Source organism: Chryseobacterium flavum (assembly GCF_003385595.1).
GTDB classification, from domain to species: domain Bacteria; phylum Bacteroidota; class Bacteroidia; order Flavobacteriales; family Weeksellaceae; genus Chryseobacterium; species Chryseobacterium flavum.
The window spans coordinates 276,691-292,423 of the sequence record NZ_QNUE01000004.1 but is presented as its reverse complement, the minus strand read 5'-3'; the positions used below and the strand labels follow the sequence as shown (position 1 = coordinate 292,423).

11 protein-coding genes are annotated in these 15,733 nt (G+C 38.9%); 5 read left to right on the top strand and 6 right to left on the bottom strand.

Going from position 1 to position 15,733, the window contains the following annotated elements; genetic code table 11:
• Window positions 1-126: 126 nt before the first annotated feature.
• Both DRF59_RS06880 and DRF59_RS06875 read right to left on the bottom strand, forming a co-directional pair.
• On the bottom strand, window positions 127-564 hold the full coding sequence (locus DRF59_RS06880) for a MarR family winged helix-turn-helix transcriptional regulator (protein ID WP_115958088.1): 438 nt from the start codon (window positions 562-564) through the stop codon (window positions 127-129).
• A gap of 14 nt (window positions 565-578) precedes the next feature.
• Complete coding sequence (locus DRF59_RS06875; RefSeq protein ID WP_115958086.1) at window positions 579-1,331, bottom strand: SDR family NAD(P)-dependent oxidoreductase; 753 nt, start codon at window positions 1,329-1,331, stop codon at window positions 579-581.
• A 629-nt stretch (window positions 1,332-1,960) separates the two neighbouring features.
• Between DRF59_RS06875 and DRF59_RS06870 the strand changes: the two genes are divergently transcribed.
• The 5 genes from DRF59_RS06870 (at window position 1,961) to DRF59_RS06850 (ending at window position 8,001) form a co-directional block, all read left to right on the top strand.
• Window positions 1,961-2,959, top strand: a complete 999-nt coding sequence (locus tag DRF59_RS06870; protein ID WP_115958084.1) for an EamA family transporter — start codon at window positions 1,961-1,963, stop codon at window positions 2,957-2,959.
• A gap of 16 nt (window positions 2,960-2,975) precedes the next feature.
• Window positions 2,976-4,004: a methionine ABC transporter ATP-binding protein gene (locus DRF59_RS06865; RefSeq protein ID WP_115958082.1), complete on the top strand. Its 1,029-nt coding sequence runs from the start codon at window positions 2,976-2,978 to the stop codon at window positions 4,002-4,004.
• A complete protein-coding gene (metI, locus tag DRF59_RS06860; protein ID WP_115958080.1) occupies window positions 3,997-4,653 on the top strand; it encodes a methionine ABC transporter permease MetI in 657 nt (218 codons plus the stop codon). Before DRF59_RS06865 ends, metI begins: the two co-directional genes overlap by 8 nt.
• A gap of 46 nt (window positions 4,654-4,699) precedes the next feature.
• Entirely contained in the window at window positions 4,700-5,509 is an 810-nt protein-coding gene (gene metQ, locus DRF59_RS06855) for a methionine ABC transporter substrate-binding lipoprotein MetQ (protein ID WP_115958078.1), read from the top strand.
• A 281-nt stretch (window positions 5,510-5,790) separates the two neighbouring features.
• Window positions 5,791-8,001 carry a glycoside hydrolase family 3 C-terminal domain-containing protein gene (locus DRF59_RS06850; RefSeq protein WP_407643386.1) on the top strand — a complete coding sequence of 737 codons (2,211 nt, stop codon included), beginning with the start codon at window positions 5,791-5,793 and terminating at the stop codon, window positions 7,999-8,001.
• A 204-nt stretch (window positions 8,002-8,205) separates the two neighbouring features.
• Here DRF59_RS06850 and DRF59_RS06845 read toward each other — a convergent pair whose 3' ends face one another.
• The 4 genes from DRF59_RS06845 to DRF59_RS06830 all read right to left on the bottom strand — a co-directional run bounded on the left by DRF59_RS06845 (window position 8,206) and on the right by DRF59_RS06830 (window position 15,728).
• Window positions 8,206-10,371 (bottom strand): outer membrane beta-barrel family protein, encoded by a 2,166-nt coding sequence (locus tag DRF59_RS06845; protein WP_115958075.1) that lies wholly within the window; start codon window positions 10,369-10,371, stop codon window positions 8,206-8,208.
• A 175-nt stretch (window positions 10,372-10,546) separates the two neighbouring features.
• On the bottom strand, window positions 10,547-11,101 hold the full coding sequence (locus DRF59_RS06840) for a DUF2652 domain-containing protein (RefSeq protein ID WP_115958073.1): 555 nt from the start codon (window positions 11,099-11,101) through the stop codon (window positions 10,547-10,549).
• Between the two features lie 59 nt (window positions 11,102-11,160).
• The gene (locus tag DRF59_RS06835; RefSeq protein ID WP_241505494.1) at window positions 11,161-12,570 is read right to left on the bottom strand and encodes an efflux transporter outer membrane subunit; all 1,410 of its coding nucleotides are present in this window, start codon (window positions 12,568-12,570) and stop codon (window positions 11,161-11,163) included.
• Window positions 12,571-12,587: 17 nt separating this feature from the next.
• Window positions 12,588-15,728: an efflux RND transporter permease subunit gene (locus DRF59_RS06830; protein ID WP_115958069.1), complete on the bottom strand. Its 3,141-nt coding sequence runs from the start codon at window positions 15,726-15,728 to the stop codon at window positions 12,588-12,590.
• Window positions 15,729-15,733: the final 5 nt, after the last annotated feature.

Sequence of the window (15,733 nt, the reverse complement as noted above, 5' to 3'; positions counted from 1 at the left end):
AACTAGTTTAATAAATAAAAAAATTCAGCTGAGCGCTGAATTTTTTAATAATAAAAGAGTTAAAAACAATAGATTCATAACAAGCCCTGTATTCATCTTTGTTTAGATACAACCTGTTTTTTACAGCTACTCTTTTTTCATCTTTTTCAAAAGACCAATAAGTACATTCACTTCTTCATCTGTAAGCACACTGTATACATGATCTACACCTGAAAGGTTCTGGTTAACTTTTTTGTATAAAGCTTCCCCTTTTTCCGTAAGGTGTACATCTATAAGGCGCTTGTCTCCAGTATTGACATTTTTCTCCACAAGTTGCTTGATAATCAAACGGTCTACCAATCTGGAAACTCCGGCATTCTTTTCCAGCATCTCTTTTAATATATCCGAAGTAGACAAAGGCTTTCCTGCATCATGCAGGATAGAAAGCACATTATATTGCTGGGAGGTAAGCCCGTACATTGCAAAAAATTCCTGGGATCTTTCATAGACATTATTATAAGTTTCTACCATGGCAATTCCCAGCTGTCTCCGAAGTGGAAGTGACTCCGTTTTTGATTCTTTCATTCTGTATTATTTAATTACTGTATCAGATAGCCTCCATCTACAGGGAGATAAGCTCCCGTGCAGAAACTTGCATCTTCAGAAGCCAAAAATAAGACAGCTTTTGCAATTTCTTCAGGTTTTCCTAATCTTTTCATTGCATGTTTAGATTCCATATAAGATCTGTACTCTTCGCTTTGTGCAGCATTGTCCATCAATAAAGGAGTTTCTATATATCCGGGACCTATGGAATTGACACGGATATTATTGGTCCCGTTTTCCAAAGCAGCTACTTTTGTAAGCCCTACCAAGCCATGCTTTGATGAAGCATATGATGCTATTCCAAATTCAGCAACCTGACTCATAATTGAACCTATATTTACTACAGCACCACCGCTTTTCTGTTTTCGCATCTGGGTAATCTGATATTTCATTCCATAAAATACACCATTCAGGTTGATATTAATTACTTTTTGCCATTCATCTATTGATTTCTCATGGATAGGAGAAGCATCTACGATCCCGGCATTATTCACTGCCACATCAAGACTTCCAAATTCTTTAATAGTTTCATTAACCGCTTTTTCTACCTCCTCAGCCCTGGATACATCACATGCAATAAATCTTGCATCTGTTCCTTCTTTCAGTACTTCTTCCAGGGTTTCTTTATTTTCTTTGATATCGGCAATAACGATTTTTGCTCCCTCCCTTGCCATTAATACTGCCACCGCTTTACCAATTCCTGAGTTTCCTCCTGTAATAAAAGCTACTTTGTTTTCAAAACGTTTCATAATAAATGTTTTTAAATTAGATAAAATGTATGTTCAAATATAATGACTAATCATCAATGACTAGTCATAAATATTGTTAAATTTGATTTTAAATTTTAAAAACGTAAACTTAAAGGGTATTTCAGAGAGTTAATAAATCCTGTATTAAAACTAAAAATATTTAAAATCATTTTATTTTACGAATCAGCACCTATTACACAATTCTTAAAAAATTGAATTTATTTTATCTTTTTGACAACATGAAAGAAATGGATATTTTATTTTCATTGTCGGTATAATCAAAAAAAAATGAGAAAAATATTTTAAACAAAAAAATTTTTAAAGCTATGATTTTCAACGCATTAATATATTAACAATAAATTAATATTCAAAAAGCCTACTTTTTTAGTGGACTAATAAAAATTATATTATATATTTGCAAACGTATTCAGGAAATAAAATAAAATGAAGGCAGAATTAAGAAATAATTCAATGAAGAAACATACCATCAAAAATATGATGTGTATCTGTATGCCTGTACAACATGAATACTGTGGATGACCTTACTTTTATATGACATATTTTTTAAAGGCTCTACAACAGTGTAGAGTCTTTTTTATTAATAACAAAACAACATTAAAAATATACTGATGAGTACTACTAAAAACAAATGGCTGATTCCATTGGCATTTACAAACATTTATGTAATATGGGGGATTACGTTTTTAGCTATATCATTTGGCTTAAAGGGTTTCCCGCCATTCATTCTTTCGGGGCTCAGATTTCTGGTTGCAGGAATACTGATGATCGGATATCTTCTTTCTAAAGGAGAAAAAGCAAATTCTATGGTCAACTGGAAAAAGAATGCTATTACCGGCACCCTTATTCTAACAGGGGGAACAGGTCTTGTTGCCTGGGGGGAACAATATGTAACAGCATCTGAAGCTGCTATTTCCATCGCAACAGGTCCTTTCTGGTTTATTGCAATTGACCGTAAAAACTGGAAGTATTATTTTTCAGATAAATTTATTCCAATAGGCTTGATTATAGGATTTATAGGATTAGTTCTCTTTTTAAAAGGCAGTGTACATTCTAATGCAGTTCATGCAGCTGTTGACGGAAATCTGCGTATTACAGCATTTGTTGTTTTGGGATTAAGTTCTATCACATGGGTACTTGGCTCTTTATATTCAAAGAAAAATCCGGCTTCCCAGTCTACTTTTATGAATATTGCGCAACAGCTTATTGTAGCAGGATTAGTATCTTTCCTTATTGCTTTTTTCAGAAAAGAATGGGCTGGTTTTTCAGTTTCTGCGGTTCCGTTATCGGCATGGTCCGGAGTTCTGTTTTTGATCTTCTTTGGATCGATAATCGCTTATTTGTCGTACATTTGGCTCTTGTCTGTGAAACCGGCGGCTCTGGTAAGCACCCATACCTACATCAACCCTATTGTAACGGTTATTGCAGGCTGGATTGTGGCCAATCAAAGTATCAACGGAAGTCAGCTCTATGGTTTATCCATCATATTGCTGGGAGTACTGCTGACCAATGTCACCAGGTATTTCAGGCTTTCAAAAAGATCAAAGGTTAAATTAAGAAGAGTAAGAAGGTTTTTTAATAAAACAGGCAAAAGATATCAGCCTATTTAAATCGTAAAACATCAGAATGATAGAAATCAGAAATATATCAAAAACATTCCATCAGAAGGGACAGTCCTTTAAGGCACTTGATGATGTGAGCCTTACTATAGATAAAGGGGATATTGTAGGGATTATCGGGTTTTCCGGTGCCGGAAAAAGTACCCTGATCCGTACGGTGAACCTGTTGGAAAGACCGGATGAAGGACAGATTATTATCAATAAAAAGGAGTTCACTACACTCAGCTCAAAGCAGCTTGCAGAAGAGCGTAAAAAAATCGGAATGATCTTCCAGCATTTCAATCTGCTTTCCTCCAGAACTGTTTTTGATAATGTAGCGCTTCCTTTGGAACTCGACCGCTATGGTAAAGAAAAAATTAAGGCCAAGGTCAATGAATTACTGAAAATTGTAGGGCTTGAAGATAAGGCAAATGACTATCCCAGAAGTCTGTCAGGTGGCCAGAAACAAAGAGTGGCAATTGCCCGGGCTCTGGCTAACGATCCTCATCTTTTATTATGTGACGAGGCTACAAGTGCCCTGGATCCTGCTACTACCCAATCTATTTTACAGCTTTTAAGGGATATTAATCAGAGATTAGGGATTACCATTCTCCTGATTACCCATGAAATGGAGGTTATTAAAGCGGTATGCAATCATGTTGCCGTCATAGACAAAGGAAAATTATTAGCAAAAGGAACTTTAAGCGAGATTATTTCGGATAAAGAAAATCCTGTAATCCGACAATTTATAAATTCAGACATTATGACTCTGCCACAGGAACTCAATGCCAGACTTCAGAAAGAGCCTAAAGAGGGTTTATTTCCGTTGATCGAAATAGAACTTAATGAAAATATCAGTGTTGAAGAGCTTCTTTCAACCTTATATTCCCAATATAATATCCCATACAAACTTTTAAAAGCTGATGTGGAATATCTTGGAAACTCGAATTTCGGAAGGCTTTTACTTCAGCTACAGGGAGAAGCTGAAAAAAACGAACAGGTGATCTATTATTTAAATCAGAATAAAATTCAAAATACAGTAAAAGGATATGCTTAGTGATGCGGTAATTTCTCTTTTGGCAAAAGGAGCCTGGGAAACAGTGTATATGACCTTTGTATCCGGATTTTTCGGTTTTGTTTTAGGCCTTCCGGTGGGAATACTTTTATTTTTAACACGGAAAGGACAGCTTCTGGAAAACCCATTATACCACAGAGGCCTGTCTGTTATCGTCAATATTTTCCGTGCGATTCCTTTTATTATCCTGATTGTGTGGATGATCCCTTTTACAAGGATACTGGCAGGAACTTCAATCGGGGTTAATGCCGCATTGGTACCATTAAGTATCGGTGCTGCTCCCTTTATAGCTAGACTTGTAGAAAACAGCCTTCTTGAAGTACCTCATGGCTTAATAGAAACTGCAAGGGCATTGGGTGCATCTCCATTACAGATTATCAGGAAAGTATTACTTCCCGAAGCACTTCCTTCCCTTATTAACAATGCAACGATTACCCTGATCACCCTGGTAGGATATTCTGCTATGGGAGGTGCAGTAGGAGCCGGCGGATTAGGACAGGTAGGATATCAGTACGGCTATATCGGTTATGATATTGTTATTATGAATACAGTCCTTATATTACTCGTCCTTTTGGTATTTATCATACAGTTTCTGGGTGACAGGCTGTCAAAACATTTTGATCACAGATAATGTCCGAATCTGGTTTTAGCATTGAAGAGATAATAAAAAATTGACAATGAAAAAAATAAAAATTTTAGGTTTTTTAACTGCCGGCATCCTTTTTATGACAGCATGTTCCGGAAGAAAAGACGATCCGAATTTTATCCGTGTAGGGATCACCTACGGGCCTGAACAGGAAATTGCAGAAGTGGCCAAAAAAGTTGCTAAAGAAAAGTATAACCTTGAAGTGGAGCTGATTCCTTTCAATGATTACGTGGTTCCCAATGAAGCTCTGACCAATGGAGATATAGATGCTAATGCATTCCAGCATATTCCTTATCTGACAGAACAATCCAAACAGAGGGGATATAACCTTGCTCCTGTAGGAAATACATTTGTTTATCCCATTGTAGCGTATTCAAAAAAAATCAGCAATATCGGCCAGCTGCAGGACGGCAACACTATTGTAATTCCGAATGATCCTACCAACGGAGGGAGGTCTCTGCTTCTGCTACAGAAAAATGGTCTGTTGAAACTAAAAGCCGGAGTCGGGCTTCTCCCGAAAGTAACTGATATTACTGAAAATCCGAAACAGCTGAAAATTATGGAAATTGAAGGAGCCCAGATCCCAAGGGTTTTAGATGACAGGGATGTTATGGTAGGAATTATCAATAATAATTTTGCAGCGCAGGCAGGTTTGGATCAGGAAAAGCAGGGTGTGCTTGTTGAAGATAAAGATTCTCCATATGTGAATGTGGTTGTAGCCAGACAGGATAATAAAAACAGCCAGAAAGTAAAAAACTTTGTAAAAGCCTATCAGTCTGCAGAAGTGGAAAAGAAAGCCAGAGAAATTTTTAAAGGAGGTGCCGTGAAGGGATGGGATTAATCAAGGATGTAATATAAGACTGGTAAGCTCAGAGGAATGTGTTTATATGTTTCGATAAGCACAGATCTCTAATTTTAAGACTGCCTTTGATCTTTATAGATAAAATATTTAATAATGAGCTGCCTGCAAATAAGCAGGCACTTTTTTTATCCGTTAAAATTTATTTTCTCAATTTGAGATAATAAAAATTTTCTTTACTTTTGCTTACAATCAAATAAAAAGGCATTATGTTAAAGAAAACCGCCATTCTAAGTTTATTCACCTTTATTTCTGTTTCTTATATGGCTCAGACAAATAATACCCTCCCCGTTTATTTAGATGAATCCAAACCTGTGGAACAGCGTATCCAGGATGCACTTTCCAGAATGACCCTGGAAGAAAAGGTAGCAATGCTGCACGCTCAATCCAAATTCAGCTCACCAGGTGTTCCCAGACTGGGAATTCCTGAATTCTGGACCACAGATGGTCCGCACGGTGTACGTCCTGAGGTGATGTGGGATGAGTGGGACCAGGCCGGATGGACCAATGATTCTATTATCGCCTACCCTGCCCTGACTGCTTTATCCGCGACATGGAATAAAAAAATGTCATGGAATTATGGTAAAGCTTTGGGGGAAGAAGCCCGTTACAGGAAAAAAGATATTCTTCTGGGACCCGGAGTTAATATTTATAGAACCCCTTTAAACGGAAGAAATTTTGAATATATGGGTGAAGATCCTTATCTGACGTCAAAGATGGTGGTTCCTTACATCAAAGGGGTGCAGTCTAATGGCGTGGCAACTTCGGTAAAGCATTTTGCATTAAATAACCAGGAAATGTTCCGTCATACCAGTAATGTGAATGTAGATGACAGAGCGCTTTATGAAATTTATCTTCCTCCTTTCAAAGCAGCGGTAACGGAGGGTGATTCATGGACGATTATGGGAGCGTATGATATGTATAAAGGCCAGTATGCCAGCCAGAATCAATACCTTTTAAACGATATCCTGAAAAAGGAATGGAACTATAAAGGTGTCGTGGTATCTGACTGGGGAGCTGTAAACAATACGGAGCAGGCCATCCATAATGGTCTGGACCTTGAATTCGGAAGCTGGACCAACGGTCTTTCTGCCGGAACAAAAAATGCCTATGACAACTATTATCTGGCAAAACCTTATCTCGATCTGATAAAAGCCGGAAAAGTAGGAACAAAGGAACTTGATGATAAAGTCACAAGATTACTTCGTCTTGCCTATAAAACAACAATGAACCGTAACAAACCTTTCGGAAACATTGCTTCTGAAGAGCATAAAGCAGTTGCAAAAGAAATAGGAGAAGAAGGTATTGTGTTATTAAAAAATCAGGGAAACGTTCTTCCTATCGACATTAATAAAGCAAAAAAAATAGCTGTTATCGGTGAAAATGCCATCAAAATAATGACGGTTGGCGGAGGCTCCTCATCCTTAAAAGTGAAGTATGAAACCCTTCCTCTGGATGGAATTAAGTCCAGATTTGGAAAACAGGCAGATGTACAGTATGCAAGAGGTTATGTGGGAGATATCGGTGGAGAATACAACGGTGTAAAATCCGGACAGGATCTGAAAGATTCCCGTTCTGCATCCGAATTACTGAACGAAGCCGTAGAACTGGCCAAAAAATCGGATTATGTAATTTTCGTAGGCGGACTCAATAAGGCAGACTTTCAGGACAGTGAAGGAAATGACCGTAAAAGCTACGGTCTTCCATACAATCAGGACCAGCTGATTTCAGCCCTGGCAAAGGCAAATAAAAACCTGGCTGTAGTTCTGGTTTCCGGAAATGCAGTAGCTATGCCCTGGATCAAAGAGGTCCCAACAGTTGTACAAGCCTGGTATCTTGGCTCAGAAGCGGGAAATTCCATTGCATCGATTTTGGCAGGTGATACCAATCCTTCAGGAAAACTTCCGTTTACCTTCCCTGTCAAACTTGAAGACAATTCAGCCCATCAGCTCGGAGAGTATCCGGGACAAAAGGATGAACTGGCCGCGGGAAAAGGAAAAGATCAGAAGAATCCTATCAATATAACTTATAATGAGGGGATTTTCGTAGGATACCGCTGGCATGATACTAAAAACATAAAGCCTTTGTTCAGCTTCGGACATGGTTTGAGCTATACAACTTTTGAATTCGGAAAAGCAAAAGCGGATCAGGCCTCAATCTCACAGGATGGTAAAATTACCTTTACAGTATCCGTGAAAAATACCGGCAAAAAAGCAGGTGCTGAAGTTGTCCAGCTTTATATCAGTGATCTGAAATCATCGGTTCCGCGCCCGGCAAAAGAACTGAAAGGCTTTGAAAAAGTATATTTAAACCCGGGAGAACAAAAAGAGGTAACCTTTACCATTGACAGAACTGCATTAAGTTATTTTGATGCCGGAAAGCATGAATGGGTGGCTGAACCGGGAGATTTCGAAGCCCTGATCGGAAATTCTTCCGATGCCATTAAAACAAAAGTGAAGTTTACACTGAAATAGACAGACAGGAGGCTGAAAAAATGAAGATGAAACTTACCCGCAGAGATTAGCTTCCAAAATTTATTTGTAGAAATGTTTTAAGCAGGTTTCAGATGGAGGCCTGCTTTTTTACTTACATAATGAGAATTCAGAAAATTTCTCTTACCGAATAAATAAAAAAGCAGGCTTCGGAATGAAGCCTGCTTTTGAATATGATTAATCGCATTATTTTTCTCCTCCGGAATTTTTCCCTAAATCAGGTTTGGTATTTTCTTTTACTTTCTGATTTCCAAAACGCTTCACGAAGGTAAGGGAAACCCCGTACCAGTCCCATTTTGAATATTCCCTGAAGGTACCATCCGGACTATACGTTGTGGTATCCGCATAAGGTCTTTTGAAAATATTCATCAGCTGCATACTCAGTTCCATCTGTGTTTTAGGGAATATCTTTGTGACCGAGATATTATGAAAAACATTGGTATTATTAGCATAGGAATTCCCGTTATTCTGATTTGCTATTTCCATCCATGCACTCAGGTTAATATTCTTGCTGAAAAGATTTGTATAAGAGATATTAGCAGATCCGCCCCAATAGCTGATATAATTTTTCCCTTTAAGATCATTCCTTTCATTGAAATCTTTGTTGTTAATATAATACCATCCAAATCCGACATTTACATTCAGTTTATTTTTCAGGAAGTTCTGATTGGTATTGGCAAAAAGATAATATTTCTGAACCTTCCCATCAAAATTCCCGGGTAATGAAACTGTTCTTCCGTTTTCCGTTAAATAGGTCGTCCAGTAATCCTGATCAGTATACATATATCTTGCAGAAATAAAGTACTTCTTTAAGATTCCGAATTTCAGATAAAGCCTGTCATTCGGATTCGGATTCAGGTACAGGTTTCCCCTTGAATATGTTCCGTTAATATCCGGTACCAGGAAAGGATTGAATTCCGCATACCAGGGTCTCCAGATACTGCGGTTATAGGTAAGGCTCACGTCATATTTATCAGAAAAGGTGTATTTCAGCAATAAATTGGGGAGGAACGTCCCATACGAGTCCCTTCTTTCCGTACCTGCCACATCCTGACGTACTTTCAGATCAATATACTCGTATCGAAGTCCTATTCTGGCTTCCAGCTTTTTAAAAAACGTTTTGCTGTAATTGGCATATACAGAACTGAGATGATCTTCGTAATGAAACCTGTCATTTCTCGCCAGGTTGTAATATTCAGACAACGGGTCATTTATACTGGATCCATATAGATAATTAGGAATAACATGATTATTTATTTCTGTTTTACCTCCTGCCTCAATGGTACCTCCTGACTTCCCCAGCTGTTGGGTATAATCTATTTTCAGGTAATAATTACGCATCTGATTATTCCTTACCACACCCAATTCCTGAGTTTTTGATGATCCGGTCTTAAGGATCAGATCATCATTATCATTGCCGGTATAATTGGTTCCTGCATTAATATCCAGGATTTTATTTTTCTCTTTATCATAGTATTTATAAAAAAGGTTGGTTCCCAGGTTACGTCTGAACCCCCATGTATTCTGGGTCTGATGAAAGGCATCTTTAAGTAAACCGTTTTCGGATTCCGTACCACTGGATTCCCCAAAAGATAAGTTTCTGTTCTGATAATATTCAAGGACAAGCCCTATATTATTTTTATCATTAAGTTCAAATTCAGAAGTAGAAGAAAGAGAGGGACTTTCATCTCTCATCTCTGTTTCAAGGTTTAGTCTGGAAACCCTGTCATTTTCATATCTCCTGTTTTCGATTTCATTCTTCTGTACATAAGTACCATTGTTATATCCTCCGATAAATGTCTGGGTGAACTTTTTCTTATGATAGTTCAGGTTAAAATTGGTGTATTGTGAGTTTTTCGTACTCTGTCTGTTATTCAGAGAGATACTTCCTTTCATTCCTTCATCATCTCTCTTTTTCAAAACGATATTAATAACGGATCCTGAAGTTTCATAACGGGAGGACGGACTGGTAATCACTTCTATTTTTAACAGATTATCAGCAGGAATCGTTTTAAGGTATTCTTTCAGTTCTTTTCCGGTAAAAACGGATTTCCTGTCATTAATATAAACCGTAACATTCTGGCCTTCGGCTTTTACATCATCATTATTGTCAATACTCACCAGGGGGGTCATTCTAAGAACATCCCATGTTGTATTTCCTGCCAGGATAGCACTGTTGGCAACATTAAATACGGTTCTGTCTACTTTCGATTCTACGGTTGGCTTTCGGGCCACCAATGTTACCGCTTCAATTTCCTTCTGGCTAACAGTATCTTTTACAGTCTGGGTCTGGGCCCGGGCCACATTCAGAAATCCTGCTATTGCTACGATTGGAAATAATATTGTTTTCATTTGAAGTTCTAGTTTATTCTATAAGACCACTATCCTGTTGTTTTTGTTACACCGGATTGTGAAAAAATTGAATAATTTTCTAATTTTCGATAAAACAGTAAAATAAAAAGCCCGGATCTCTCTCATCCGGGCCCTAGCAATAGCAAATTTACAAGGATTAATATTAAAAAATATGCTAGTTTAAATTTTCAAAATAATGGATAACCCCTACATCCGGCAAATGAAGTTTGCCTGTATTGAAATCAGCTTCCTTATTGCTGCTGTTTTCCAGAAAGGAATTACTGAACAAAGCATAGGAGGGCTGTTCCGCCCATTCATTTTTCAAAAACTGATGGGCTTCTACAATGGTTTTGCCATATAATTTTCTGAAATTCCCGATATTGTATTGTGAAAATGTTCCATAGTGTACTATAAACTTCAAAGACAGCTCAATCGTTATACTCAGGTTTTTGCTGAGCTCTTCAATTTTCCGGTTGAAAGCATTGCGCATTTTTGTGAGCATTCCTGAAATACGCTGGTACGATGGACTTTCATCATACCGGTAAAACAAGATAGCATCTCCTTCAATTTCAGAAATTTCAAAATAATGGCTGTTCACATCGATCAGCGTAGAAAGTAGTTGTCTTACAATATATTCTCCTGTATATAGTTTGGTATTGAACACAAATTCTGTAAATCCGCTAAAATCCGGAATAAGAATAATCCCCTCTTGTATATTTGTATTCTTCATAATGATAATGGATTAAAAACCTGCTGCATCACTATAGACGAAGCAGGTTTAATTTTACTTTATTGCCATCCACCTCCTACGGAACGATAGAGTACTGTTATGGCATTCAGTCTTTGTGCTTTGAGGGAAGCCAATTCAAGTTCTGCCTGAAGCTTGTTTGTTTGTGCCATGATCACTTCCACATACGTAGCTGAATTGTATTTAAATAACACATCTGCCTTCTTTACCGCTTCACCTGACTTCAAGGCCAGCCCCTCCGCAATTTTTTCCTGCTCCTCAAGCTTCTGAATCTGAACCAGTGCATCCGAAACCTCGCCTACAGCCTTTAAAACAGATTGCTTAAACATGATTTCTGCCTGATCTGCCAGTACCTTAGACTGTTCATATTGAGTTTTCAGCTGCTTCCCGTTCAGTACAGGCTGTGCAATAGCTCCCGCAGCCATTCCGAACAGGGATCCGGGAATACTGAACCATTTGCTGAACTGAAAAGCATTTACCCCGCCCTGGGCTGTAATATTCAGTGACGGATACATGCTCATTTTCGCAACATGAATGGCTGCAGCACTTTTCCTTACTTCAAGTTCAGCACTCTTTACATCCGGCCGGTAACTTAACAGTTCTGAAGGAATTCCTGCTGAAATGCGATCCGGAGACAGCACCGTATTCAGGCTGCCGCTTCTTTCAATCTTACCCGGCATTGAACCTGTCAGCAGGCTTAATGCATTCTCCTGTGTTGCAATGGAGCTTTCAATGGCAGGAATTGATTTTAGGATCTGATCTTTTATAATTTCCTGTTGCTGCACGGCCAAAGCTGTTGTTATCCCCAGTTCCTGCTGCTTGATCAGAAATTTCAGGGTATTATCAGCATATGTCAGGTTAGACTTTGTAATCTCCAGTTGGGTATCCAGCATCAGCAGGTTGTAATATCCCTGTACAACGGCAGCTACCAGCTGTGTCTTTACAGCTTTTCCTGCTTCCTGGGTTTTAAGATACTCTGCAAGGGCCTGTTCTTTTCTTCCTTTGATCTTTCCCCAGATATCAGCTTCCCAGGAAATATTAACAGAAGCTGTATAGTCTTCCATATAACGTTTTCCCATAAACTGTCCTGCCATCATCCCATTCATGCTGTTGTCTGAAGGACGGCTGATATTGGCATTGGCAGCTGCACTTATAACAGGTACATTTCCCCATTTGCTCTGGTTATAAGCTAACGAAGCAAATTCGATCTGTTTTAAAGCAAGCTGAAGATCATTGTTCCGGATCATTGCCTGGTCAATCAAGCCAACCAGAACAGGATCTTTAAAGAAATCTTTGTAGTTGATCGCAGCTATATTTTTATCATCTTCTGCAACAATACTGTCATTTCTGAAAGCTTCCGGCATTTGAATTTGAGGGCGCTCATATTTCTGAACTTTACAGGATATTGCCACTCCTGAAATGATGATATATGCTATATTTTTAATTTTCATTTTTAAATTCATTTGAATTAATATTCCCAGTCTGCCTCTGTTATAACCCTTCCACTAATCCTTTCATGTAACGCCTGGAACACTACAAAAAGTACCGGAACCACAAAAATACCCAGGATCGTTCCGAAAAGCATTCCTGATATTGCCGCATACCCAATGGAATGGTTACCTAACGCCGAAGGGCCAACTACAAACAACAAAGGAATCAGTCCGGTGATAAATGCCAGTGAAGTCATCAAAATAGGACGCAGACGGGCTTTTGCCCCCTCAATAGCAGCAGAAATAAGGCTTTTACCCGCCCTGCGTCTCTGTATTGCAAACTCCACAATCAAAATACCATTCTTTGCTAAAAGCCCGATCAGCATTACCAGAGCAATCTGAACGTAAATATTATTAGACAGTTCTGCAAATGTAATTCCTACAAATACTCCTGAAAGTCCTGCCGGAATAGCTATTAACACAGCCAATGGCAAAATATAACTTTCATACTGTGCAGATAACAGAAAGAATACAAACACGATACATAATCCGAAAATCATTACCGACTGTGACCCTGAACCTGCTTCTTCACGGCTCATCCCTTTATAATCATAAGTATATCCTGGAGGAAGGACCTGTTTACTTACTTCTTCAATGGCTGCCATAGCCTGTCCGGTACTATATCCCGGTGCCGCCATAACCGTTAGATTAGAAGAATTGAAAAGATTGAAACGGTCTACCACTTCAGCTCCTGTTACCTGCTTCAGGCTTACCAGCGTATTTACAGGAACCATCTCCCCGGAATTATTCTTTACAAAAATCCCGTTCAGTGATTCTTTATCCTGTCTCATTTCAGGAGTAGACTGCACCAGTACCCTGTAATATTTACCAAACCTGTTGAAGTCTGAAGCCTGAATACTTCCGTAATATCCCTGCATCACTCCCAATACGTCAGAAACGTTCACTCCAAGCTGGGCAGACTTCACCTCATCCACCAGTACTTCAAACTGTGGGTAGGTAACATCAAACGTTGTAAACGCTACTGCCACCTCAGGTCTCTGCATTAAAGCTCCCATCATTCCATAGGAGATATTTCCTAAATTCTGAAGTTCTCCATTCGTACGGTCCTGAAGTACGAGCTCCGTTCCACTTGTATTTCCGAAACCATCTACCGTCGGGGTATTGATTACAAGAAAATTGGCTCTTTTATCCTGAGAAAGCATCCCTTGGGTCTGTCCGATTATGGCATTAATATCATTAACCGGTCCCCTTTCTCCTCCTTTTTTTAATTTAACGAAAATAGTAGCTGCTGAAGATGACATGGAGCTGCTGAACAGGTTAAGTCCATCTACCGAAATCACCTTTTCTACAGCCGGATTCTTCATTAAAAGATCCTCTGTATCGGAAACCACTTTTGAAGTTCTGTCTTTTGACGCCCCCGGTGCAAGATTAGCCGTTACAATGATAAAACTCTGGTCTTCATCCGGAATAAATCCTTTAGGAGTGGTCATAGACATCCAGGCAAACAATCCACCAAAGACAATAATTATAATCAGTGTCACCCACTTTCTTTTTAACAGGAATAATATTGCTTTCCCGTAACGGAATGTAAGTTTATTGAAACTTGCATTAAAGCCTGCAAAAAAGCGGTCTTTAAAATTCATTTTTTCATGTCCTTCTCCATGATTCTGTTTCAGGAATAAAGCACATAAAGCAGGGCTCAATGTCAGGGCATTTACCGCTGAAATAACAATTGCTATAGCCAGTGTAAGGGCAAACTGCTGGTAAAATAATCCTGTAGAACCGCTCATAAATGCTACGGGTACGAACACAGCAGACATGATCAGGGTAATGGAAACGATTGCCCCTGTGATTTCACTCATCGCAGACATGGTTGCGGCCCTTGGATTTAGCTTTTTATGTTCCATTTTAGCATGAACTGCCTCCACCACTACAATCGCATCATCTACAACAATTCCAATAGCCAGTACCAAAGCAAACAGGGTCAGGATATTGATGGAGAATCCGAAAATTTTCATAAAAAAGAAAGTTCCCACGATAGACACCGGTACTGCAATGGCCGGGATCAGGGTAGAACGAAAATCCTGAAGGAATATATACACAACAATAAAAACAAGAATAAAGGCTTCTATCAGGGTATGTACTACCTGCTCTATGGATTGGTCCAGCGCGTCTTTTGTAGCATACGGGATTTCATAATCCATCCCTTCCGGAAAGGATTTTTCCAGCTCCTTCATTCTTTCCTGAAGGGCAATTTGTACTTCATTGGCATTAGATCCCGCCATCTGGAATATTGCCATTGTCACCGAAGGCTTCTTATTGAAACTGGAAGAAACCGTATAACTATACGCTCCGAACTCCACTTTAGCAATATCTTTTAATTTTAAAACGGAACCATCATTCAATGCTTTGATCGTAATATTTTCATATTGTTCAGGTTCTGTAAATTTCCCTTTATAGCGAAGTACATACTCCATTACCTCCTTACTTCTTTCTCCCAGTCTTCCCGGTGCTGCTTCCAGGTTTTGAGTCTGAATTGCCCGGGAGACATCTGCCGGAGTAAGATTATATGAGGTAAGCTTATTGGGATCCAGCCAGATACGCATTGAGTAATCTTTATTTCCATATACCATAGCATCGCCTACTCCTTTTACCCTTTTCAGCTCAGGTACAATATTGATTTTTGCATAGTTTTCAAGAAAAAGGTCACTCATTGAGCCGTCCTTACTGGTTAATGAAACCATCGCAATCATACTGTTCTGTCTTTTAACTGTAGTAACCCCGGCCTGAATAACCTCCGCAGGAAGCTGATTTGTTACCTGGGCAACTCTGTTTTGGACATTAATGGCAGCCTGGTCCGGATCTGTTCCTAATTTAAAAATAACAGTGATATTTAATGTTCCGTCATTACTTGCTGTGGAAGTAATATAATCCATATTTTCAACTCCATTGATCGCATTTTCCAATGGTGGGGCCACTGATCTGGCTATAGTCTCCGCATTGGCTCCCGGATAGGCAGCCGTAACCATTACTGTCGGAGGAGCAATATCAGGAAATTTAGTGATCGGGAGGCTCACCATGCCAACAATCCCCAAAATAACAAGCAGGACGGAAATAACCGTTGCCAGTACGGGTCTTTTTATAATTTTCTTTAACATGATTT